Source organism: Psychroserpens citreus (assembly GCF_055686305.1).
This window is the reverse complement of the sequence record NZ_CM145999.1, coordinates 1,840,050-1,865,394: the sequence shown is the minus strand read 5'-3', so window position 1 is coordinate 1,865,394 and position 25,345 is coordinate 1,840,050. Positions and strand designations below refer to the sequence as shown.

The following is a 25,345-nucleotide window of genomic DNA, read 5'->3' as shown; positions in this document are numbered from 1 at the left end:
TTTATAGTAATTTATTGTTCTTCTAGTAGCACTGTGGTAAGTTCAGAATCTAATTCAACTTTACCATTCGATACAGTTACATCCTGATTAGAATATGCTTCTAATAAAACTTGGCCATCCTCAAAAACACCTCCAACTTGAATTGATTTTTTTCCAATATCTAGATTCAAACCTATGACCACCTTATCTTCAAAAGATCCATCAATAAATTGCCTAGAAAACACATAAGGAGTTTCAGAAATCATTTGATGTTTTCCCGCACCAACAGCAGGATGATTTGCTCTAAACTGCCCTAGTTTTTGCCAATGAATTAAAATAGATTTCGTCTTTGTCAACATTTTTAAATCCTTCCAATTGGTTTTGGAACGCAAATTTGCATCACCTTCTGCGCCTTCCACAATCAAACTTCTAGCCAATTCATCTCCATAATAGACTTGAGATGTCCCAGGTGCTAATAACAATTTAGTTGCTGTTTCATAAGGTTTTTCGCGTTCTGGATCAAAAGGCTGTCCGTCGTCATGAGAACTTAAATAGTTTAAAACACCATAACCTTTTAGTTCGTTTTGAAGCTTTTCATCATACTTTGAGAAGAACTCCTCAATAGGCAATTGCTTTGCATTCCATTTGAATTCAAAATTGATTTGACTTGTAAACATATCATCAAAATAATTCACTTTTTTATCTCCAAAATCAAATAATTTTCCACTACTAATTCCATAATTATAGACCTCTCCAACTAAATAAAAATCATTGTCATCTAGCACTTTATGTGGGTTGTTCTTTTTATACTCAGCAAAAGCATAATCGCATTCAGTTTTAAATTCTTCCCAAACAAATTCTTCGGTATGTTTTACAGTATCACATCTATAGCCATCAATACCAAATTCAGTAATATAATCAGTTAACCATTTCATAATATAAAAACGGGGAGCTCTAGGATAGCCTGTACGTTCAAAAAAAGCATCGAGTTCAGCTATTTCTTGTTCATAGCGACCTTCAGCTTTCCATTTGTCTACTAATTGAGGTGGTAAATCAACAGCATCATTGCTTTCGGTTTTGATATCTGGTAAGTTTTTCACTAAAGTACAAGTGATGGTATTTTCGTAATTACTGTATTTACACTGAGGCTCTGTTCTCACCCAATCACTTGGCCAAACAGGATCTTTTTCTGTTACTGGTCCGGTGTGATTAATTACGGCGTCGAGAAGGACACGAATACCCTTAGCATGAGCTGCTTCAACCAATTGTTTTAAATCTGCTTTTGTCCCATAATTAGGATCGATTGATGTCCAATCTTTTGTCCAATAACCATGAAATCCATAAGTAACTCCTGTGCCTTCATCTGTTCCTCCATGAATTTGCTCTACGATTGGTGTCATCCAAATGGCATTGATACCTAAATTGGTAAAATAACCTTCCTCAATTTTTTGGGTCACACCTTTTAAATCACCACCTTCAAAACCTCTTAAAACCGCTGTTTCTTTATTTCTATTAAAATTAACATCGTTTGACTTGTCTCCATTATTGAAACGATCTGTCAATAAAAAATACACATTAGCGCCTTGCCATACAAATGGTACTTTTTCCTTTTGCACCAAACTACTATCGTTTGTTTGAGATTTACAATTAACTAGTAGGATTACGACGAGTAATAAAAACAAACTATTCTTCATACTATTTTTTTAATTTGAGTATTAACGATTGCAATGGTTTTAAGGTAATCTTAGCCAAACCTTGACCACTTGCAACCGTTAATTGAGTTGTAAATGAATTATAGAGTTGATCTGTTAATTCATAAGTATTGTTATCTAAATTCCAAGTTGTAATAATATCTTCTGAAAGTTTTAAATCGAATTCTTGATTGTTTTCAGCATCAAAATTTGAAACTATTATGAGTTGTTCGTCATCGCTCCATCGTACAAAGGACAATACTTTATCATTATAATTTTGAGTGTTTCTTCGATTATAAGAATGAATATCTTGGTATTTTCCTGCTAATGCATTACTCTGAATCGTGAAATTCAAAAGACGTTTGTAAAAATCTCGAAGTTCCTTTTCTTCTAATGTTGACTGACCTCCATCAAACTGTTTGTTATTTGTCCAGCGCACTAGACTTGGCACACTTCCATAGTCAAAAATTGAAGTTCGAGTAGGATCACCAAACCCTAAATCTTCAGCTCCAGGCTCTCCAAACTCTTGGCCAAAATACACCATAGTTGGCGCAGTACTAATGGTTGAGGACACCACCATTGCAGGTTTACCTTTTAAAGCGCTACCTGCAAAATCTGGGCTTGCGATACGTTGTTCATCATGGTTTTCTAAAAAATGAAGCATATGATGTTCAATATCTTTTAAATCTTCTTGAATTGGAGGAATATTATCGGTTTTTCCATGGCCTTGCATGACATGCTTAATGGTATCGTACAACTGCACTTTATCATAGAGGTAATCCATTTTCCCTTTTTTAATATAGTCTCTGTACAAACTAGGATTATAAACCTCGGCTAATAAAAAGGCATTAGGGTTTACCATTTTAATATGAGAATTCATATAACTCCAAAATTCTACTGGCACCATTTCTGCCATATCATATCTAAAGCCATCAACGCCCTTAGCGGTCCAATACAAAGTGATATCCTTAAATTTTTTCCATGAACTTGGAATCGATTTATCAGTCCAAAACTCGAGGTGTTTTTTGTAATCTTCATTATCAAACCCTTCAGGTAATTCTTCAAAGTCTTTTTTCCCTTCAGGGCTTACACCATAATTTACTTTAACAGTCTCATACCAATCATACATGTCGGGTTGCGAGGCACGAGATCCATTGCCAGTCCACTTAGCAGGGTTTTCTTTAAATTTTCCATCTGCCATTTTATGGTTTTCGCCACCTAAGGGTTTATAATCATTTTTCCACTCTGGTACTTTAAATGCTTCTCCTGGATTATAGTAAAAGTTATTATTCACATGATAAGTCACTGTTGTATCGTCTTCTGCACCAAAATCGGAAGTCCCTTTAGGATTAGACAAACTCTGATAATTTCGCGCTACATGATTAGGTACAATATCGATGATGACTTTTAAGCCTGCTTTATGTGAACGCTCAATTAGTGCCTCGAATTCTTGCAAACGGTTGTCTACATTTTCGGCAAGATCAGGATTTACATTATAATAATCCTTAACTGCATAGGGTGATCCTGCTCTTCCTTTTACAATATCTGGATCATCGTTAGGAATACCATATTCAGTATAATCTGTAATAACATCATGATGTGGGACACCAGTATACCAAATATGCGTCACTCCTAAATCTTTAATTTCTTTTAAGGCTTTATCAGTAAAATCATTAAACTTTCCAACACCATTTTCATCTAACGATCCCCAAGGTGTATTGGTGGTGTTCGTGTTTCCAAAAAGCCTAGTAAATACCTGATACACAACTTTTTTCTGCTTCAATTCTATAGTTGATTTAGAGGGTTTTCTTATAGTTTTATCTTCGTTTTTACATCCAAAGAAACTCACAAGTGTCATTGTTAATACGAATAGCTTTACATGTTTCATTTTGGATTATTTTTTGAATTTGATTTTGATGTTTTTGTCTTCGGCTGTATTCCATTTTACAGGAATAGTAAGTGTTTGTTTTTTACTATTCCAAATCCCGTTAACCGTCTTTTTCCCAATTTTGATTCGCTTAGGCTGATTAGTTATATTTCGAACCACGAGTGTAATCGTTTTATATTGTGCTTTATAATTCTTCCCTATTTCAGCTTTAAGTTCAATCTCTAGACATCGCCCTTTTTTTGTTCCTTTAAATTGGAAGGTTTCATAGGCTCCTTTTTCAAAAGCATTTACCGTTAACCCGTCATCATTATAGAATTTTCGTTCACTAACTTTTACAGAAGGGTCAAAATAGTAGTGAACAATTAAATCATTAGCGTCATATTCTGAAGTAGACTGAATGGTCTTTGTCATTGGAATAAATGCACCTCCTCGAACAAAAGTTGGAATAGTATTTTCTTCTAATTTATAAGTCGTTACACTTCCACCATTATAAATTTTTGTTGAATAAAAGTCGAACCAATTGGAAGACTTAGGGAAGTAAATGGATTGAATTTCAGTCTGAGTAGTTACTGGAGAAACTAGAAAATCATTACCCCAAAAAAAGAGACTATCATCTTCTAAAAGTATGTTATTGGTTTCCTCTTCAAAAAACAATGGTCGCATTAAGGGGGTTCCTTTTTGACTGTTTTTAAACATCAAATTGTAGTTGTAAGGTAACATGCGATATCGCAATTCTATAGCTTCTTTTGCCAAAGCCTTCGCTTTATCACTTCTAAACACTGGCTCACTTGCAACTTCTTCTTGGGCGTGCGGACGGTAAATCGGCTGAAATACGCCATACTGCAACCATCTTACATACAATTCATCATCTAAGTTTGCGCCTGCAAACCCTCCTAAATCACTGTGCATATAACCTAAGCCTTGCATTCCCATTTGAAGTGCTATTTCTGACTGTGATTGTAATCCGCCCCAAGTACGATTAACATCTCCAGACCATGGTACCATTCCATAACGCTGTGATCCTGAATAGCCAGCTCTCATTAGAATAAAAGGTCGTTTATCTGGATTGGCTTCCAAACTAGATTCGTATACTAATTTTGCCCAATCATGCCCATAAATATTATGCACCTCTTCAGCTGAGCCAGCCGCATGTTTCACCCAATTAGGATGCACTTCAGGTTCTCCTAAATCTCCCCAAAATCCGTTGACTCCAATCTTAGATAAATCTTTGTAAATCTTTTTAAACCAAGCATTCCCTTTTTTATCATAAATATCGATGATTCCTGTATTTCCGAAGTAAAAATCATAAGTCGCAGGATTACCAATAGAATCTTTCGCTAATATCTCCTTTTCTACTGCCTCATCCCAACGATTTGATGTGGTTAATACAAACGGTTCAGTAATTAAAATTGTTTCTACATTTTTAGATTTTAAATCTTTAAGCATTTGCTTAGGATTAGGAAATGAATCTCTTAAAAATTCTAAATTCCCCATGGTTCCTTTAATATCCTTTCCAAACCAATATAAATCTAAAATAATCGCATCTACAGGAATGTTTTCAGCTCTAAACTTATCAATTGTTTCTATGGTTTCTTTTTGAGAATGATATCCAAATCTACTCGAAAAATTACCCAAAGCCCAACGCGATAACATTGGCTGTTTCCCCGTTAAATCTGTGTAATTATCAATAAGATTATCCCAGGTATTTCCAGTAATAATTTGGTAGGTTTTTCTACCGGAAACAGTCTCATAAGTTAAGGTATTATTATTTTTACTATCAAAATCTAAATAACCAATTGGGGCATTATCAAAATGAATCATGTACCTATTTGACGATATCATAATTGGCAAGGTGTAGTTCATCAATATAGATTCGGTTTCATAACCGTAATGAGCACGATTAAACAGTGGTAACCTATGCCCTCTTCGGTTCATCCCTAATGCACGTGCTCCACCTCCATATAACACTTCGTCTTTAGTAAGGTTAAATTCTATTTTTTCGGTCTCATCAGCTATAATATTACCTTTAACCATGTCCATTGGTTCATGTGGACTTTTGAAATAACCACGTTTTTCCGATGTCAATTCTTCACCATTATAATTGTAACTAATCTTAAATGGTTTAGTAGCAATATGTACTGATATTCCAGGAGACTTATAAGTAATTTGATTTCCAGAATAAGCATACTTAGTCTTAACAACTTTAGGTTTTAATACAACTGCATGAGAGTTCTTAATGAAGGATTCATCATTCGGAATAAAACTTGTTTCAATAATGTCTTTGGAATAGAATTGGAATATATAAGTTCCGTCATTAGTAACTACATGAAGCTTTCCATTAGCTTCATTATGAGATTCATAAATACGATTTAAGTTTTGAGCACCAACAACATGAAGAGATATCAATACTAATGCTATGTATATTATATGTTTCATCGTATATAGTTCTCTATTATTTCTTTAGTAAGAAGATTAATGGTTGATCTAATCTTTGATTCCAAGAATTCTCAGAATGATCTGTGTTTTCGAAAAATAAATTCACAGCATTAGCTTCAGAATAGCCCTTTTGATTTAATATAGCATTAACTCTAGGAGCATATTTTGGATAATACTGATCTAATGTTTTATTCCCGTAATCAAAATATAATTTATGATGCCCAGATGATGGCAGGTTGATTTCCATATACATAAAAATAGCTTCAGGAAATGGATTATCATCTATAGGCTTTGCACCAACCCAGTGTGTCGAAATACAAGCAGCGCCTCCAAATATTTCTGGATATTCTGAAATGGCATACATCGACATTAATCCGCCCATACTCGATCCAGCAACAAACGTATTATTCATATCAGTATTTACCGAATAGGTTAAATCTATGATGGGTTTCAACTCTTCAACAATAAACTTGAGATAGTTATCACCATTAAGCTTAAAATCTGTATTTCCAGAAATGTCTTGGATTGAATCTCTAATATTTTTATCAATAAAACTAAACGCTTTTTGAGGAAATAAATCTTGCCATCTTAAGTCTGAAATATTATGAACAGCTACCACAATAAAATCTTTAGTAATACCTTTATCTATTAATGTCGAAGCCCATTCATCGACTTTCCATTCTTGTTTATTCCAGGTGGTTTCAGCATCAAACAACATTTGCCCATCATGCATATACAAGACTGCATAGGTTTTATCTTCAGAATAGTTTTTTGGCAACCAAACATCTACTGGTCGAGGCGTAATATATTTTGAAGGAAACTTTTCTACACGATATAATTTCCCTGCAGAAAGCTTTACGTCTTTCAATTGCTGAAATGTAATCAAATTCTCATCTTCAGAAACTTCTATTTGTTTTGAGTGTTCTTTACAAGACACGAAAACAATTGACAATATCATCAGAATATAGTACTTCATTTTATTCTGTTTTTGTCGTTAATAGTAATGGTCCTTTTGATGTTAAGGTTATGGCATCATTCCAGGTAAAATCATCACCAGATATTACATTTCTTAGAACTTTTCCATCAAGACCTATTTCAGCATAACGTTTTAAATCGATAGTAATAGGCTCATCATTTTTATTAAGGATCAACACAACGGTTTCATTACTTAAGATTCTGAATAGAAAATACGTACCCATAAAAGGGGCAAAATGTACAGTTTCTCCTTCGTGAATCGCTTTACTCTGTTTTCTATAATTAAGAAGTTTAGTCATAAACGATTGCATGTCTTTTTGCTCTATAGACAAGCCTTCTCCTGTAAACCCGTTCATTGTATCACCTTCCCATCCACCAGGAAAATCAGTGCGAATTAATCCATGATCGCCAGGTTTTTCAAAGTCATTCATTAGAATTTCAGTACCGTAATACATTTGCAAAACCCTAGGCATCATAGCATATGTTGCTAAAGCCATTTTTGTATTTGAAATATCTCCTTTTAGCTGTGTAAAAATGCGGCTCATATCATGATTATCTGGAAACACCATAATATCCTTCGGACTAGCATAATGAAAATCATTAGCCAAACCTTCATAAATTTTAACCAAACCTTTGTCCCATAACTCCTCCTCATTTAAAGCTTCAACAACTTTAACTTGCATGGCAAAATCCATAGTCGATTTCAGGTTAGAATCATAACCATCTCTATTATTAGCGCCTTCTTGCCAATACCCAATTAATAACGGATTGTAACTCCACTCTTCTCCAACAATACTGAAATTAGGATACTCTGTCATGATCGCTCCAGCCCAATCACTCATAAAATCTTTATCCGGATAAGGATAAGTATCCTGACGAATACCATCTAATTGAGCCGTTTCTATCCACCAAATACTATTTTGAATGATGTATTTAGCCATGAATGGGTTACGCTGATTTAAATCTGGCATTGCAGACACAAACCATCCGTCTGAATTACCTTTTTTATCATTTTGAGATGCGTATATATCCTGGTTTGTCGTACGTCTGTGTGTAGAATGTATTGTAGTTTTCCAGTCCCAATTATCTATGTTTTTCTCGTAATTTTCCTGAAGATTAACCCAGTCTTTAAATGGTAAATCTTTCATCCACCAGTGTTCTAATCCACAATGATTCGCCACTTGATCCATGACGAGTTTCATGTTCTTGTTTTTTAATTTCTGAGATAAGTCTTGATACTCATCTAATGTTCCAAAACGGGGATCTATTTTATACAAATCTGTAATGGCATAGCCATGATAAGACCCTTCTTTCATATCATTAATAAGCATTGGCTGAGGCCATATTGCAGTGAATCCTAAATCATGAATATAATCGATATGATTAATAATGCCTTCTATATCACCACCATGTCGCGCATAATTATCTGATCTATCAATCGTTTTTTCTAATAAACCGTCTTGACCCTCCATTGCTATAGGTGTATCATTATCTGTGTTAGCATTAGCAAAACGATCTGGAGTAATCAAGAATAAAGCATCACTACTGTTAAACCCTACATAATCTTTAGAGGGTCTTAGACGGGTTTTTAATTCGTAAACGTCTACTAATTCGTCACCATTTTCATTTTTAAATCTGATATTAAACTGTCCAGGAACTGCATTTTCTGAAACATGAAGGTCAACAAATAAATAGTTATTACTATTATCTCCTTTACTAACCTTAATTATAGAAACGCCTTGATAGGATATACTAGGTTTATAATCTCCAATATTAGTATGATGCACCAACAACTGCAATGTGTCATTTTTAAAACCTGTCCACCAATTAGGAGGTTCGATTCGCTCAATATCATTTTTATCAATAAAAGCTTGCGCTTCTGATTCTATCGTAGTGATTTGCGATGAGTTGTCCTTACAGGATACGCTTAAAATGAAAATTAATGAGTAACAGATATAAACTAGATTTTTCATAATATTCAATTTAAGTGCATTATTAATTTTAAACAGTCACCAAATTATTTGGACTAATAGTAACTTCATTCGTATTTACCAAAATCTTTAAATCCTGATGACCTTCCAATTCAAAATGAGTATGTCCTTTACACACATTCACCTTAATAATTTGATTTCTAAAGTTGACTTTAAAAGAATAGCCTTCCCATTGTTCAGGGATTTTTGGTTCAAAAGATAATGTATCGTTTACAACACGCATACCACCAAAACCTTCAACAATACTCATCCAGGTTCCTGCCATCGATGTAATGTGTAAGCCTTCTTCTACCTCGTGATTGTAATCATCAAGATCTAAACGGGATGTACGTAAATAGAATTCATAAGCTTGCTCCATACGATTAAGCTTTGCTGCCTGAATGCTATGTACACATGGAGACAGAGAGCTTTCATGTACCGTAAATGGTTCATAAAAATCAAAATGCCGTTCTAACTCTTCTATAGAAAAATGATGTTCAAAGAAGTAAAACCCTTGTAAGGTATCTGCTTGTTTAATATATGGAGAACGCAAAATTCGATCCCAAGACCATTTCTGATTAATTGGTCTTTGTGACTGGGGCAGATCATTTACTGTAATGAGCTCTTTATCCAAAAAGCCATCTTGTTGTAAGTAAACATTTTTATCTTTTGAAAATGGGAAATACATATTATTTGCCACTTTTTTCCATTGATTTAATTCATTGTCAGAAATTTTAGTTTTCCCAATAATTCTCGAATAGTCCTTAGAATAACCTTCCTTTACTTTTTCAATAGTTTCTAAGGTATAATCGATACACCATTTGGCGATGTAATTTGTATACCAATTGTTATTAACATTGTTTTCATATTCATTTGGGCCAGTTACACCAAGGATGACATATTTTTGTTTGACCTCTGAAAAGTTAGCGCGTTGATGCCAAAACCTTGCAATCCCAATAAGAACTTCTAAACCTTTTTCTGGGATATAGCTAAAATCACCAGTGTATCGGTAGTAATTAAAAATAGCAAAAGCAATAGCGCCATTACGGTGAATTTCTTCAAAAGTAATTTCCCATTCATTATGGCATTCTTCGCCATTCATGGTCACCATTGGATATAATGCTGCTCCATTAGTAAATCCTAATTTCTCAGCATTTTCAATAGCTTTCTCTAAATGATTATATCTGTATTCTAATAAGCTTTTAGCTACATCTTGATCTTTTGTAGCCATGTAAAATGGTATACAATAAGCTTCGGTATCCCAATAGGTACTTCCACCATATTTTTCACCTGTAAAACCTTTAGGACCAATATTTAAACGCGCATCTTTACCTAAATATGTTTGGTTTAATTGAAAGATATTAAATCGTATCCCTTGCTGTGCAGCCACATCACCATCAATGGTAATATCTGCCATGTCCCAAATCTTAGCCCATGCCAGTTTTTGTTTCTCAAGCAAAGCGTCAAATCCAAGTTCTGATACATCATTTAATGTTTTCTTAGCTGTAGAAATCAATTCATTTTTATCGTGATTTCTGTCTGAAGTATATCCACCAAACTTAGTTAAGGTAATCGTATTCCCTTTACTAACATGGTTTTGGTATGTAAATGAAATTTTATCTATCGCATCATTAACCGTTTTGTCTTGTTTTAAAACTTGTCCGTTTAAAGACACTTGTGTTTGCATAGACGTACACACATAAAAATGTGTTTTCATGGTTTTAGACACAATAAAGGCTTGTTCATTTTCATGATTAACACTTAGTACATCCCAAAATTTATCATCCCAATTAGAATCTTCGTTCGTTATTCCATTATCTAAATATGGTGAAAAGTCAACTTGTGCATCATTATTTAGAGGTGTTACATGATATTCTATCGCTCCAATTTCATCAATGTCCAAGCTTAAAAACCGTTTTGTTTCTATCTTAACTTCAATAAAATTTTGAAGTGTTGCCGTAAAACTTCTAGACAGCCAACCTTCTTTCATGTTGAGTTCTCTTCTAAAGTTTTCGACGTTGTTACATTTTGCTAAATCTAGTACTTCGCCATTTATAGTCACATTAATACCAATCCAATTAGGTGCATTTAATACTTTAGCAAAATATTCTGGATAGCCATTTTTCCACCATCCTACTCTTGTTTTATCAGGATAATATACACCTGCAACATAACTTCCTTGAAACGTATCACCTGAGTAATCCTCTTCAAAATTAGCGCGCTGCCCCATGGCTCCATTACCTAAACTCATTAAGCTTTCAGAAGATTTAACGCGATTGGAGTCGAAACCCTCTTCTATGATTGACCAGTTATCTGGTTGTATATAATTATTATTCATTGTAATCTGTAAATCAATTTGTTAATTGATAATTTCTTTTTCAGTTGTTTTTTTAATATCTCCCGAAATAATTCCTTCTAAGAATTGTGCAGATATTTCAGTAAAGTCATTAAATATATAATCGGCTTCATGAAGCACCTCTTCAGACCCTATACCAATAGATATCATTTTTGCAGTATTTGCAGCTTGAATGCCAGCAACAGAATCTTCAAAAACCACACAGTCTTCTGGCTTCATATTTAAGAGTTTGGCTCCTATTAAAAAGACCTCTGGATCTGGTTTTGCTTTTGACACATCATTACCATCAACAATGGCTTCAAATTTTTCTAATAGACTTACCTTTTTTAAGATAGGTGTCGCATTTTTACTTGCAGACCCTAATGCGATAGCTTGTTGTTTTTCAATTAAATAATCGAGTGTTTTTGACACATCAGGAAGAATTTCCGAATTGTCCATCTTATCTATATAAGATAAGTAATCCACATTTTTTAAAGACATGAGTCTTGCAAACTCAGCCTCTGACAGGGTTTTATGTCCCCATTCTAATATTTTTTCTAATGAACGTACACGACTTACGCCTTTGAGTTGTTCATTTTGTACTTCGGAAAAATCTACACCAATGCTATTGGCTAACTTTTTCCAAGCTAAAAAATGGTACTTTGCAGTATCTACGATGACACCGTCTAGGTCAAATATGAATCCTTTTTTATGCATTTGTTTCTGAAAATTCTTATTGTTGAAATGAGATTGCGCTTTTATTTGTAATCAATAGGTTACAAAGTCCGGCAATTATTAAACTAATTCCAGCAGTAGTCATAGCATTGATAGGTTTATCCCCCAAAAGTCCAGACACAAAATTAACACCTCCAACTGCTGCAATAATTTGTGGAATAACAATAAACATATTGAAAATCCCCATAAACATTCCCATTTTTTTTGGGTCTACAGAGCTAGATAACATTGCATAAGGCATAGATAAAATACTTCCCCAAGCGAAACCTATAAGAACAAAACACCATTTTAAATTTTCTGGAGACGAAAAATACATCATAATAAATCCAAGACCGCCAATTATCAATGAAACCATATGGACATACTTTCTATTGATATTTCTCTTAGATGTATAAAAAACTAATAGTAGCGCAAAAACCATTGATGATAGACCATATACTCCCATCGCCGAACCTACTAAATTTGATGACTTTTGAAACGCAGTATTAGCCACATCAAATGCCTCAGCTTCTACAACATTAGTCATATCATAAAGAGACTGAACTGGAGCAGGTGTATTAAACACATGTTCGGTCAAGGCTGGATTAGCCAAACTCCACATTGTAAAAAAAGCAAACCACGAAAAAAATTGAATAATTCCAAGTTTTTTCATTGTTAGTGGCATTTTTCCAATATTGTTTAATATGTCTGGAATAAATTGATTCTTCTTTGCCTTCTCTCTTTCGAATTCTTCCATATCTTCTGGAGGATATTCCGAAGTTGTAAAAATGGTATATAGAATACTAATCAAAAAGACAAATGCTCCTATTGCAAATGCCACCTTAACCGAATCAGGAATTACTCCAGAATCTGCAGAATCACTAACTCCCATTTGTGATACCATCCACGGCAAATTACTTGCAATCCAAGTACCAATACCAATAATTAAAGTTTGAACTACAAAACCATACGTTCTTTGTGATTCAGTGAGTTTATCTGCCACCAAAGCCCTAAATGGTTCCATGGAAATATTAATTGAAGCATCTAAGACCCAAAGGAATCCAGCTGCCATCCATAACGCGGACGAATATGGAACAAAAAATAAAGCTAAAGAACTCAAAATTGCTCCAATTAAAAAATAAGGTCGACGACGTCCTAATCTTGAATGCCAAGTTCGGTCACTCATGTAACCAATAATAGGTTGAACTAGCAAACCTGTTAAAGGTGCAGCAATCCACAATAACGGAATAGAATGCTCATCAGCACCTAGGGTTTGAAATATTCGAGACATAAAGCCTCCTTGTAATGCAAAACCAAATTGGATTCCTAAGAAACCAAAACTCATGTTCCAGATTTCCCAAAAACCTAGCGTGCGCTTTTTCATAATAGTATGTTTAAATTAATACTATTGACAAGCGATAAAACTTATCAAAACTTAAATGTAGAAGTGAAAATATAAGTTCTGATTAGGTTGTAAATATAGTAAAGTTTTTAAATAATCAATGTTAAAACTATTTTTTGGTCGATTCTCTTTCAATCAATTCGGTCTCAATAACAACAGTTTCATACACCTCTTCCTCCTCTTCATCGGTCTCTTCCAATTCTAATCTATTGATTAATAAATCTGCCGCTTTTTCTCCAATTTCTTGACCATGTTGACTCACCGTTGTTAAGCTTGGTGTTGAGTGTTTAGATAGCACACCATCAGTAAAACTAATTACTTGTAGCGATTTCGGGATTTCTAACCCAAGTTTTCTAGCTACTTTAATTGCTGTAACCGCATAGAGTTCATTTACGGCAAAAACACCATCAATAGATTTATTTGATTTAAATAATAATTCAATCTCTTTTTCTAATTTATCTAAATCTTCATCTGACAAAAGTTTATCTTCAATTTTTAAAATCAATGATCCTTTAGGATGAATTTTATGATCTTCTAAGGCTTCTAAATACCCTTGAGTTCTTAATTTCCCTACACTAACATAATCTCTAGTAGTAATAATAGCAATGTTTTTACAGCCATTATCGATTAGCTTTTTAACAGCCTTCTTTGCGCCTTTTACATCATCAACAATAACCTTGTCACATGGCATATCGTTCACCACACGATCAAACATCACTATTGGCATGCCTTGGTTGATCGTTTCTGTGAAATGGTGATAATCTTGTTGTTGCAAAGTTTCTTTTGAAATTGATAATATAAATCCATCTATGCTTCCATTAGCAAGCATTTGCATGTTAATCACTTCTTTATCAAACGATTCATTAGACAATCCAACAATAACATTATAACCTCGTTTATTAGCTACTAACTCAATCCCAGTAATTACTTTTGAGAAAAAATGATGTACAATTTCAGGAATTATAATACCTATTGTCTTCGTTTTTCTATTCTTTAAACTAAGTGCAATATTATTCGGCCTGTAGTTATATAGTTTAGCAAATGCCTGAACTTTTTGACGTGTATCCTCACTAATTTCAATACTATTTCTTAGTGCTTTTGATACCGTAGAAATTGAAACATCCAGTTCTTTGGCAATTTGTTTTAGGGTTACTTTTCGTCTCATTAATTAGGTGTATTACGAATGTTTTGTTGTTTAAATAACAAAGGTTAAAACTAAACAATCATTTGCGATTTTGATGAAAAATTAATATTTTAAAATTCCGAAGTTGACAAAAAATGTAACTTTTTATTATCGAAACCCTAATTTAAGCTCAATTTAAGCATACGACTGTTAAAATTTAAAAAGTTTTTAACACGAAAACGTTTGCGTTGCCCAAATACAAAGGGATTACAAAAAATACACATAAATTTTACATAGATTTAACCCAGAAGTGAAAATATAATCAAATTTAACTAAAGCAACTAACTTTAAAAATATTTTATGAAGACATTTTTAAATAGCTTATTGTTACTCGTTTTTTTAATACCTGCGACGATTTTTGGTCAAACCACAGTCACAGGTGTAGTAACAGATGAAGCTAACGCATTACCGCTTCCTGGAGTTAATATTCTTATTAAAGGAACAACAACAGGAGCATCTACCGATTTTGATGGTAATTATTCTATCATAGCAAATGAAGGCGATATCATCGTATTCTCTTATTTAGGATATGCTACCAAAGAGGTAACGTTCACTGGACAAACACCTCTAAATGTTAGTCTTGCAGAAGATGCCGGGCAATTAGATGAAATTGTCTTAATTGGTTACGGTACAACAACAAGAAAAGATGCAACAGGTTCTCTTGAATCTGTTACTGCTGAAGATTTTACTAAAGGTAATATCGTAACTCCAGAGAACTTATTACAAGGACGTGTAGCTGGTGTTACAGTAAATACTAGTGGAGCTCCAGGTTCTGGATCTGAAATTAAAATTAGAGGTGGATCCTCTATCAATGCAACCAACAATCCTTTAATTATTATTGATGGATTACCAATAGCCACTGAAGGTGTTGGGGGCTCTAGAGGTATTTTAGCTAGTATCAATCCTAACGATATTGAGTCGTTCACTGTATTAAAAGACGCCTCTGCAACAGCTATTTATGGTTCTAGAGCATCAAATGGTGTAATTATCATTGTGACTAAAAAAGGAAAGTCAAACTTTAGTGCAGATTATGATGTGCAATTTACGTTTGGTAGTATAGATGAACAAGTAGACGTATTTTCTGCTGACGCCTTTAGAGATCTAGTAAACTCACAAAACTTACCTGAAGCATTTAGCTCACAATTAGGTAACGCAAATACGGATTGGCAAGATGCAATTTTTAGAGAAACTGTTTCTGCTATTCATAATGTAACTTTAAGAGGCTCTCTATTTGATGTGTTACCAGCACGTTTCTCATTTGGTGTCACTAATCAAGAAGGAGCTCTTTTAACATCTAAATTCAATAGACGTAACTTATCGGTAGCCTTAAACCCAACATTATTTGATAATCATTTGAAGGTTAGTGTTAACGCTAATTTAGCATTTGAAGATAGTAGATTTGGTGACTCTGGGCAAATTGGTGCTGCATTACGTTACGACCCAACACAGCCTATCTATGACCCAAGTTCCCCATTTGGAGGTTTCTATCAACATAGAGACGGAAATACTTTAGCTAGCGGAACAACAAACCCTGTTGCCTCTCTAATACAAACGAACAATCAAGGTGATGCTAATAGGTTTTTTGGAAATATAAACTTGGATTATAAGTTTCATTTCTTACCAGAATTAAGAGCAGTCCTAAATTTAGGTTTTGATCAAACAGATGGTAGAACTGATAATTTTTCTCAGTTTGCAACTAATGATGATATTACTGCAAATATTTCTAACAGTTTTCAAACCAGAAAAAATCAATCTCTCGATGGTTATTTAAATTATAAGAAAACATTTGGAGACATTGGCACAGATTTCACTGCAGGTTATTCTTACCAAAGGTTTACGAATAATGGTCGCTTTTCTGGAAACACCTTAGATCCATTAAGTATTGGTGACACTTTTGCCGACCCTGATGTTGTTTTAATAGGCTTTTTTGGTAGAGCTAATTTTTCATTCTTCGACAAATACTTAGCGACATTTACCTATAGACGAGATGGAACTTCTCGTTTTAGTAAAGACAATCAATTTGGTAACTTTTATGCTGGTGCCTTGGCATGGCAACTTAGTGATGAAGATTTCTTAAAAGATTCTGAAACGATTTCTAACTTAAAATTAAGAGCCAGTTATGGTATTACTGGACAACAAGAAATTGGAGAACGTGATTTATTCTTAAGTCGATACAGAGCTGGAAATGAAAACTCTCAATTTCAGTTTGGAAACAGTGTTATTAGATCTCTAATTCCATCAGAAATTAATCCAGATTTAAAATGGGAAGAAACAAAAACCATTGAACTAGGATTAGATTACGGATTATTTGACAACAGAATTAATGGTAGTATCAATGTATTCCAAAAGGATTCTGAAGATTTATTATTTAATGCTCCTGTTCCTGATGGATCAAACTTCTCAAACAGTATTGTACAAAACATTGGTAACTTAAGAATTCAAGGTTTAGAATTTACAACTAATGTTGACGTGATTAGAAAAGAAGATTTTAACTTAAACTTCAATTTTAATGCTACATTTTTAGATAGAGAGATGACAGAATTAGCATTTGGTCAAGACGTAACTACAGGTGGAATTGCTGGTGGTACTGGAAACTTCATTCAATTATTTAGAGAAGGAGAAGCACCAAATGCATTTTATGTATTTAAGCAATTAAGAGATGCACAAGGCAATTATATTGAAGGTGCTTATGTAGATGTAAATGGCGACAATATCATTAATGATGAAGATCGTACCCTTAAAGCTAGTCCAGACCCAGATGTTATTTTAGGGTTTCAAACTAATTTAGAATATAAAAATTTCGACTTTGCTTTTAACTTGAGAGCAAACATAGGAAACTATGTATATAACAATGTTAATTCTGCAAGAGCTCAATACGATTTATTGCAAGATAATTCCGTTTTAGGAAACATCCCAACTTCAGTATTAGAAACAAATTTCCAAACCACATCTGATGTAATTGTCTCTGATGTCTATGTCGAAAATGCTTCTTTTTTAAAGATGGATAACATTACTCTTGGATATACATTTGGAAACCTATCAAACGTAATAAAATCAGTAAGAGTTTGGGGTGGTATTCAAAATGTGTTTACAATTACAGAATACAGTGGATTAGACCCAGAAGTATTTAATGGAATTGACAATACTATTTACCCTAGACCTCGCAATATATTAATTGGTGCTAATATCAAATTTTAAGACTATGAAAAACAAAATTAAAAACATTAGTGTCCTAGCATTGTTAATGGTATTTGCATTTGTATCATGTACAGATGATTTAAATATCACACCAAATGATGATGACACCTTATTAGGCGAAGAACTTTTTGAAGACGAAGGTGCCTACAGACAAGTCATTGCTGGAGTTTATGCTAATCTTGCCTTAACTGGTACAGAAGGCGCTGGAAACTCTAACATTGAAGGTATTGATGCTGGTACGAGCCAGTTTGGTCGTGTACTATTATACATGCAAACTTTAGCTGCAGATCAAATGATTTGGTCTTATGAAAATGATCCTGGAACTCGAGAACTTCAAAGAAATATTTGGACTGCTCAAAATCCGTTAATCTTAGGAATGTTTAGTAGAACGCATCTAACTATTGCCTTAGCCAATAATTTCTTAAGAGAAACGACTGATGAAAAATTAAACAGTAGAAATGTATCTGAGTCTGTTCGTGCAGATATTGTAGAATATCGCGCCGAGGCAAGATTGCTTCGAGCTTTATCATATTATTATATGATGGATCTCTTTGGTAAAGCCAATTTCGGAACAGAAGCTGATCCTGTAAATGCTGTATTGCCTGTTGCAGATAGAGCACAGTTATTTACATTTATTGAAGACGAATTATTAGCCATCGAATCTGTTTTAGTGCCAGCTGGAGATAACGAATATGGTAGAGCAGATAGAGGTGTTGCACAAATGATTCTTGCAAAAATTTATTTAAATGCAGAAATCTATATTGGACAAGACAGATATGCAGATTGCTTAAACTATTGCCAACAATTATTAGATTCTGGTTATAGTTTAGCTGATGATTACAGAGATAATTTCTTAGCAGACAATAATACAAATTCAGCTATAAATGAAATCATTTTCCCAATCATTTCCGATGGGTTTACTACACAAAACTTTGGTCCAACAACCGTTATGGTCAATGGCGAAGTAGGTAGTTTTGAAGCTAATGGTGCATCTTTAGGTGTATCTGATGGCGGTTGGGGCGGTGCCCTTAGAGTTCGTAGAGAATTTGCCGAATTATGGCAAGGTGGTGATTTCATTGATGATGATAGAAACACAATAATCTCACAAGATCGACCAATTGGTATTGTAGATATTTCTGATAGAGACACGGGCTACATTATTACTAAATATGCAAATATTACATCAAATGGAACTCCTGGAATTGACCAAACGTTTGTTGATGTTGATTTTCCATTATTTAGATTGGCAGACGTGCATTTAATGTATGCTGAAGCACACCTTAGAGGTAATGCTGGTTCATTAGATACTGCTATTGACTTAGTTAACGACCTAAGAACACGTGCTAATAATCCTAATTTAATTTCTAGTGATGAACTTACTTTAGATTTCATTTTAGATGAACGCTCTAGAGAATTACACTGGGAAGCGCATAGACGACAAGATTTAATTCGTTTTGGACTATATACTGGTGGAAACTATAACTGGGCTTGGAAAGGAAATGGAAGTAATGGAATTGCGATTCCATCTAACTTTAATTTATATCCAATTCCTAATTTAAGTTTGTCATCAAATCCTAATCTTACTCAAAACCCAGGATACTAAAACATAACACAATGAAAAACATATTAAAATTTAAAGTTGTATTAATTGCTGTTTTATCTTTAGGTATTTTCACGACCTCTTGTGAAGATGATACTTCTGAATTTACAGCAACAGAAACACAACCAATAACACTTTCTGAACTTCCAATCACAATGATTGAGTTAGATGCCTCTAACCCTGGCAACCCAGCCATTACATTCAATTGGAACGAAGCAGATTACGGACAACAAGCTTCAGAAAATTATGCGGTGCTTGTATCTTCAGATGAAGCATTTACTAACCCAATATTAGCAACCTCAGTTGTTGGAACGACGTCTGCGACCTTATCGGTAAGTGAATTAAATGGAGCAGCTGGAGCAGCTGGATTACCACCTTTTGCATTTAATACCTTATATGCTAAAGTTGAAAGTTCAATTGGAACTCAAAATGGATTACCTGTAAGTTCTAACACGATTAATTTTATGGTTCAACCCTACTTCAACTATGTATTTGAAGATTTCTATTTGGTTGGAAATGGAACATTAGCAGATTGGAATAATAACAATAATAACCCTCCTTTATTTAGAGGCGCTGAAAATGGGAATCTATATACGTATACTGGTTTCTTCACCAAAGGTGGTGGAGGTGAAGGTGATGGCCGTTTTAAACTTTTAGAAACTAGAGGACAGTGGCAGCCACAATGGGGAACTGATTACCCAGATGGTAGCGACCCTATCGAATCATCTGGTAATATCGCTGGTAATCCCGGAACGCAAGACAGTGATCCTGGTCGATTTGGTGTTACTGCAGATGGATACTATACATTCTCTATCGACTTTTCGTCTAACACATATATGGTAAGTCCATTTAATGATGCTGGTGCTTCCACATTTACTGGAATGACATTACAAGGTTCTGGGGTTGGATCTGATACTGCTTTTACGCAATCTAGTTTTGATACTCATCTATGGTACATCACAAGTGTAAACCTTCAACCAGGAGATTTACAAATCATGACCAATACTGGATCTACTTGGGCTGGATCTACATCATTTTCTGGTGTAGCTACTGAAGGCGGAGGAAATATTCCTGTTGTTGTTCAAGATGACTATGAAGTTTGGTTCAACGACTTAACTGGAGATTATATTATGATCCCTCTTAACTTATAAAAATTAACACTATGAAAATCAATAAAATCAGTGCGTTCATATTAAGCTTGTTCTTAGTATTAGTAGCGTGCGAAACTGAAGAAAGTATTGATATTACATCACCTGAAGCTTCATTTACACTTTTGGAGCCATCAATTTCTAATATCAACTTAAATTACAATTTACCAGATAATGAAGCTTTCACTATCGTTTGGAATGATCAATTATCTACTGGAGGGAATTATATGATTGAATTATCTCCAGACACCTTGTTTGAAAATCCAACTGTAATTGGTTCGTCTACAACAGATAGATTTACAATGACAGTTGCTGAATTCAATAATGCTGTTTTAGGAGCCGGAGCTGATGCCTTTGAGCCATTCACTGTATTTATGAGAGTTGTGTCGGGTGCAAACATTACTAATAGCGTGAGCTTTAGTGTATCTTCTTATTCTGAAGCAGTACCAGTTATCTCTAATCCTGATAGCACATTCTCTTTAGTATTACTTGAAACCACGCCAACTGATGAAGCCATTAATGTGACTTGGGACGATCCAGATTTTGGAGACAACAGTTCTGTTGATGTCATATATGAAGTACAATTTGCTGAAGCAGGAACTGACTTTGCTGGTGCAGTAACTGTTGGTGCTACTGGTATGTCTTTCTCTAGTACTCATGAAGATTTTAACATCACAGTTCTTGATGCTGGTCTTACCGCTGAAGAAGCTGGAGATTTAGATTTCAGAGTCAAAGCTACTATTGAAATGGAAGCTGGCAACTTAGAACGTTTTTCTGATGCCGTTACAATTTCTGTAACACCTTATAGTATTGAATTAGCACCTATATTATATGTTGTTGGTGCTGGTGCTGTAGATGCTGGTTGGTCTTGGGATACGCCAATTGAATTGCCATTACAAGGCACAAAATACTCTGGAAATATTAACTTAATTAATGATGCATTTAGATTCTTTACTGTGAATAATGATTGGGGATCTGGAAGAAATTATCCTTTTTATGAGTCAGCAGGTTATACTATAGATTCTAACTTAGCTAATGCTATGGATGGTGATAGTAATTTCCAATTTGTTGGAACTCCAGGAGAATACTTTATTGAAATAGATACAGACGCAAAAACAATCACATTAGGACCTCCAGTTATTGGACCTAACTGTAACTTCGATCAATTATGGTTGGTAGGAGCTGGTATTGTTGATGCTGGTTGGTCTTGGGACACACCTGTTGCATTACCTTGTACTGGAAATGGAACTTATTCAGGTAACGTAGCATTAACAAATGATGCCTTCAGATTCTTCTCTGTAAATAACGATTGGGGAACAGGAACAAACTATCCAACATACGAAGGAAATGGTTACACTATTGATTCTAATTTTAACGATGCTATGGATGGTGATAATAATTTCTTCTTCAATGGAACACCTGGAACATACTTCCTAACGGTTGATGACATTAATAAGACCATTACTTTAGGTCCTGAACAACTACAATGTGATTTTGAACAATTATGGTTAGTAGGCGCAGGAGTTGTAGATGCTGGTTGGTCTTGGGACACACCTGTTGCTTTACCATGTACAGGGGCTGGTGTATACTCTGGATCTGTAGCATTAACAAATGATGCTTTTAGATTCTTTACCGTAAATAATGATTGGGGAACTGGAATCAATTACCCAACATATGAGAATGATGGTTACACTATTGATTCTGATTTAATCAATGCTATGGATGGGGATAGTAACTTCTTCTTTAATGGCACACCAGGCACTTATACAGTTACAGTAGATACTGGTAACTTAACAATTACTGTAGAATAACGAATAATTTTCAAATCAAAGGCTATGTGTAACGCATAGCCTTTTTTTTCAAAAAACAATCATATTGCTATGAAAAAAATTTTACTCAGCTTAATAGCGCTTGTCTCAATACATTCATTTGCACAAGTGACACTTGATGTTGGTGCAATAGAAGTAGATCAGCCTGTTACAATTACCTTAGATACCAATAGTTCTGACACCAATTGCAATGGATTTAATAATCCTACAAATGTTTATATGCATTCAGGAATTGGTGATAATTCAAATGCCTTTGGGTTTAGTGTTATTGGTAATTGGGGGCAGGATGATGGCGTTGGTCAAATGACCTCAAATGGAGATGGAACATACAGTATCACAATTACACCTCAAGCCTATTATGGCCTTACCCAAATGGAAGCAGATGCTGCCACTCAAATTGGTATGGTGTTCAGAAATGAAGACGGAACTCAAGAATTAAAGGCCGATGGTTGTAATGATTTTATTTTTCCTATTGGAAGTGTACTAATTAATATTTCTCAACCTTCAAGCGATATTGTTGTTATTAATTCTGGAGACGATTTATCTATAAGTGCTACCATAATTTTTCAAGGTGGAACCACAGTTCAAGGAAGTTTTGAAATATTTTATAATGATGTTTCTGTAGCAACTGGATCTTGTGGCTTCCCTGCTTGTAATTCGACAATTACTAATATTACTGAAAGTGGAACTGTGAAATTTGTAGGTACTCCTCCAGGTGGTGGCACCGAAACTGGTGAAGCTAGTTTTGAGGTTGTAGTTGCTCCAACAGTAACTGTCGAAGACCTACCTTCTGGAATGGAAGACGGCATTAATTATGGTGTAGATGCAACCAAAGCTACCTTGGTACTCACTGCTCCTAATAAAGATTTTATTCAAGTTGCAGGAAGCTTTAATAATTATACGCCAACAAATGCTCATGTCATGAAGCGTGATGGTTCTACAGGAAAATACTGGATTGAATTGACAGGGTTAACTCCAGGTCAAATTGAAACGTATCAATATTGGGTATATGATACCAACCCGATATCAAATTCTCCTTCATTAGTAAAAACCGCAGACCCTTTTTCGACTTTAGTGTTATCTCCTTTTGATGATCCATTTATTCCATCATCTAGTTATCCTAATTTACCTGCATATCCGGCGGGTCAAGAACGTGAAGTGACTGTACTTCAAACAGGACAAACGCCTTATCCTTGGCAAGTAACTAATTTCCAAAAACCAAAGAAAGAAGACTTAATTGTATATGAGGTTTTGGTAAGAGATTTTGACGCCAATAGAAATTATCAAGATTTAATTGATAGAATTGATTATTTCAAAAACCTAAATATAAACGCCATTCAATTAATGCCAGTAATGGAATTTGATGGTAATGAAACATGGGGTTACAATACATCGTTTCATATGGCATTAGATAAATACTATGGTACTCCTGATAAATTTAAAGAGTTTATTGATCTGTGTCATCAAAATGGTATCGCTGTAATTTTGGATATCGCACTAAACCATGTCACTGGAAGAAATCCTTTAGTGAGAATGTGGATGGATGATCCCGATAACGATGGTTGGGGTGGACCTTCGTCTGAGAACCCTTACTTAAATACTGTGGCTCAGCATGCCTATAGTGTGTTTAATGATTTTAATCATCAAAGTACCTTAACTCAAGATTATACCAAACGAGTAATTCGTCAATGGATTGAAGAATTTAAAATTGACGGTTTCCGATGGGATCTAACCAAAGGGTTCACACAAAATTGCGGACCAGGTTCTGCTGGTAATTGTACAGACGTTTACCAACAAGATCGAGTTGATGTACTCCAATCTTATGCTGACTACTCTTGGTCATTAGATGAAACCCATCATGTTATTTTTGAACATTTAGGAACTGATGGTGAAGAACAGCAATGGGCAAACTACCGTATTGGCGAAACTGTCCCTAAAGGGATTATGATGTGGGGTAAAATGACAAATGAATACACAGATTTGGCACAAGGATTTAGCAACAATATTAATCGAATGGGACATGTTAGCCGAAACTTTAATGCACCACGATTAATGGGATACCCTGAAAGTCATGATGAAGAACGTATGATGTTTGAAAGTGTTGAATTTGGAAATAATTCTACAGGATCTCATAATGTAAGAGATTTAAATACAGCGCTATCAAGAATGTCTGCTATTGGAGCTGTTAGCTTAACCATTCCTGGACCAAAAATGCTTTGGCACTTTTCGTCTCTTGGTATGGATGATTCCATTTGGACATGTAGTGATGGTAATGTAGATATTGGAAATGATGGTTGTAAATTAGATACTAAACCTCAGCCTCAGTGGAGTGAAAACTGGCTAGGAGATGCTAATAGAAAACAAATTTATGATGATTGGGCTCGTTTAATTGCCTTAAAAATTAATGAGCCTGTTTTTGAAGGTGATTACGCTATTACCTCTGGAAATCTAACACCTAGAATTGATGTATTTGACACCTCAATTCCTACAACAGACTTAAGAAATGTTATTGTTTTGGCAAATTTTGATGTCGTTGACCAAACTATTAATACAAGTTTTCCAACTGGCGGAACTTGGTATGACCTTATGGACAATACTGGCAGCACAACATATAGTGCCTCAACAATAAATATTCCTGCTGGGCAGTTTAGAATTTTTGGAAACCAACCTGCTACATTAAGCACTAATGTTTTTAATGCGAATTCGACCTTTAATATTTATCCTAATCCTGTAAACACCTCATTTAAAACCAACAAAACTATTAGTAGTTTGCAAATTTTTGATATTACAGGAAAACTGGTAAAATCGTTCAATGGAGATTTTACTGAAGCTGACACTTATGATATTTCAGATTTAACACAGAGTATCTATCTCGTTAAAATTGAAAACTCAAATGGTCATACTTTTACTTCGAAGCTTATTAAACTTTAATATAGATTAATTAGTGATTTGAATTAGCCCGAACCTCCTTGAAAAACAAGGAGGTTTTTTTAAAGC

General features: G+C 34.5%; 14 protein-coding genes. 5 read left to right on the top strand and 9 right to left on the bottom strand.

The features are described from left to right. Positions 1–11: 11 nt before the first annotated feature. The 9 genes from ACTU6T_RS08355 to ACTU6T_RS08315 form a co-directional block, all read right to left on the bottom strand. Entirely contained in the window at positions 12–1,673 is a 1,662-nt protein-coding gene (locus ACTU6T_RS08355) for an alpha-amylase family glycosyl hydrolase (RefSeq protein WP_460217754.1), read from the bottom strand. 1 nt (position 1,674) lies between these two features. After that, positions 1,675–3,558 carry an alpha-amylase family glycosyl hydrolase gene (locus ACTU6T_RS08350; protein ID WP_460217753.1) on the bottom strand — a complete coding sequence of 628 codons (1,884 nt, stop codon included), beginning with the start codon at positions 3,556–3,558 and terminating at the stop codon, positions 1,675–1,677. A gap of 6 nt (positions 3,559–3,564) precedes the next feature. Then, a complete protein-coding gene (locus ACTU6T_RS08345; protein WP_460217752.1) occupies positions 3,565–5,994 on the bottom strand; it encodes a TIM-barrel domain-containing protein in 2,430 nt (809 codons plus the stop codon). Between the two features lie 16 nt (positions 5,995–6,010). Continuing rightward, complete coding sequence (locus tag ACTU6T_RS08340) at positions 6,011–6,970, bottom strand: alpha/beta hydrolase (protein ID WP_460217751.1); 960 nt, start codon at positions 6,968–6,970, stop codon at positions 6,011–6,013. Position 6,971: 1 nt separating this feature from the next. Then, complete coding sequence (locus tag ACTU6T_RS08335; RefSeq protein ID WP_460217750.1) at positions 6,972–8,942, bottom strand: glycoside hydrolase family 13 protein; 1,971 nt, start codon at positions 8,940–8,942, stop codon at positions 6,972–6,974. A 28-nt stretch (positions 8,943–8,970) separates the two neighbouring features. Continuing rightward, entirely contained in the window at positions 8,971–11,277 is a 2,307-nt protein-coding gene (locus ACTU6T_RS08330) for a glycoside hydrolase family 65 protein (protein WP_460217749.1), read from the bottom strand. A gap of 21 nt (positions 11,278–11,298) precedes the next feature. Next, positions 11,299–11,991 (bottom strand): beta-phosphoglucomutase, encoded by a 693-nt coding sequence (pgmB, locus tag ACTU6T_RS08325; RefSeq protein ID WP_460217748.1) that lies wholly within the window; start codon positions 11,989–11,991, stop codon positions 11,299–11,301. A 16-nt stretch (positions 11,992–12,007) separates the two neighbouring features. Beyond that, complete coding sequence (locus ACTU6T_RS08320) at positions 12,008–13,372, bottom strand: MFS transporter (RefSeq protein ID WP_460217747.1); 1,365 nt, start codon at positions 13,370–13,372, stop codon at positions 12,008–12,010. A gap of 127 nt (positions 13,373–13,499) precedes the next feature. Beyond that, positions 13,500–14,555 carry a LacI family DNA-binding transcriptional regulator gene (locus ACTU6T_RS08315; protein ID WP_460217746.1) on the bottom strand — a complete coding sequence of 352 codons (1,056 nt, stop codon included), beginning with the start codon at positions 14,553–14,555 and terminating at the stop codon, positions 13,500–13,502. 318 nt (positions 14,556–14,873) lie between these two features. Here ACTU6T_RS08315 and ACTU6T_RS08310 point away from each other — a divergent pair, with 318 nt between their 5' ends. From ACTU6T_RS08310 to ACTU6T_RS08290, 5 genes are all read left to right on the top strand, one after another. After that, a complete protein-coding gene (locus tag ACTU6T_RS08310; RefSeq protein WP_460217745.1) occupies positions 14,874–17,771 on the top strand; it encodes a SusC/RagA family TonB-linked outer membrane protein in 2,898 nt (965 codons plus the stop codon). A gap of 4 nt (positions 17,772–17,775) precedes the next feature. Next, the gene (locus ACTU6T_RS08305; RefSeq protein WP_460217744.1) at positions 17,776–19,374 is read left to right on the top strand and encodes a RagB/SusD family nutrient uptake outer membrane protein; all 1,599 of its coding nucleotides are present in this window, start codon (positions 17,776–17,778) and stop codon (positions 19,372–19,374) included. Between the two features lie 11 nt (positions 19,375–19,385). After that, on the top strand, positions 19,386–20,522 hold the full coding sequence (locus ACTU6T_RS08300; protein WP_460217743.1) for a SusE domain-containing protein: 1,137 nt from the start codon (positions 19,386–19,388) through the stop codon (positions 20,520–20,522). An 11-nt stretch (positions 20,523–20,533) separates the two neighbouring features. Continuing rightward, positions 20,534–22,330, top strand: coding sequence for a SusE domain-containing protein (locus tag ACTU6T_RS08295; protein ID WP_460217742.1), 1,797 nt, complete (start codon positions 20,534–20,536; stop codon positions 22,328–22,330). Between the two features lie 69 nt (positions 22,331–22,399). Further along, positions 22,400–25,279 carry an alpha-amylase family glycosyl hydrolase gene (locus ACTU6T_RS08290; protein WP_460217741.1) on the top strand — a complete coding sequence of 960 codons (2,880 nt, stop codon included), beginning with the start codon at positions 22,400–22,402 and terminating at the stop codon, positions 25,277–25,279. Positions 25,280–25,345 lie beyond the last annotated feature (66 nt).

Bases quoted from the DNA above. Each gene is read 5' to 3' on its own strand.
- ACTU6T_RS08355 (WP_460217754.1), bottom strand. From the start codon at position 1,673: ATGAAGAATAGTTTGTTTTTATTACTCGTCGTAATCCTACTAGTTAAT.
- ACTU6T_RS08350 (WP_460217753.1), bottom strand. From the start codon at position 3,558: ATGAAACATGTAAAGCTATTCGTATTAACAATGACACTTGTGAGTTTC.
- ACTU6T_RS08345 (WP_460217752.1), bottom strand. From the start codon at position 5,994: ATGAAACATATAATATACATAGCATTAGTATTGATATCTCTTCATGTT.
- ACTU6T_RS08340 (WP_460217751.1), bottom strand. From the start codon at position 6,970: ATGAAGTACTATATTCTGATGATATTGTCAATTGTTTTCGTGTCTTGT.
- ACTU6T_RS08335 (WP_460217750.1), bottom strand. From the start codon at position 8,942: ATGAAAAATCTAGTTTATATCTGTTACTCATTAATTTTCATTTTAAGC.
- ACTU6T_RS08330 (WP_460217749.1), bottom strand. From the start codon at position 11,277: ATGAATAATAATTATATACAACCAGATAACTGGTCAATCATAGAAGAG.
- pgmB (WP_460217748.1), bottom strand. From the start codon at position 11,991: ATGCATAAAAAAGGATTCATATTTGACCTAGACGGTGTCATCGTAGAT.
- ACTU6T_RS08320 (WP_460217747.1), bottom strand. From the start codon at position 13,372: ATGAAAAAGCGCACGCTAGGTTTTTGGGAAATCTGGAACATGAGTTTT.
- ACTU6T_RS08315 (WP_460217746.1), bottom strand. From the start codon at position 14,555: ATGAGACGAAAAGTAACCCTAAAACAAATTGCCAAAGAACTGGATGTT.
- ACTU6T_RS08310 (WP_460217745.1), top strand. From the start codon at position 14,874: ATGAAGACATTTTTAAATAGCTTATTGTTACTCGTTTTTTTAATACCT.
- ACTU6T_RS08305 (WP_460217744.1), top strand. From the start codon at position 17,776: ATGAAAAACAAAATTAAAAACATTAGTGTCCTAGCATTGTTAATGGTA.
- ACTU6T_RS08300 (WP_460217743.1), top strand. From the start codon at position 19,386: ATGAAAAACATATTAAAATTTAAAGTTGTATTAATTGCTGTTTTATCT.
- ACTU6T_RS08295 (WP_460217742.1), top strand. From the start codon at position 20,534: ATGAAAATCAATAAAATCAGTGCGTTCATATTAAGCTTGTTCTTAGTA.
- ACTU6T_RS08290 (WP_460217741.1), top strand. From the start codon at position 22,400: ATGAAAAAAATTTTACTCAGCTTAATAGCGCTTGTCTCAATACATTCA.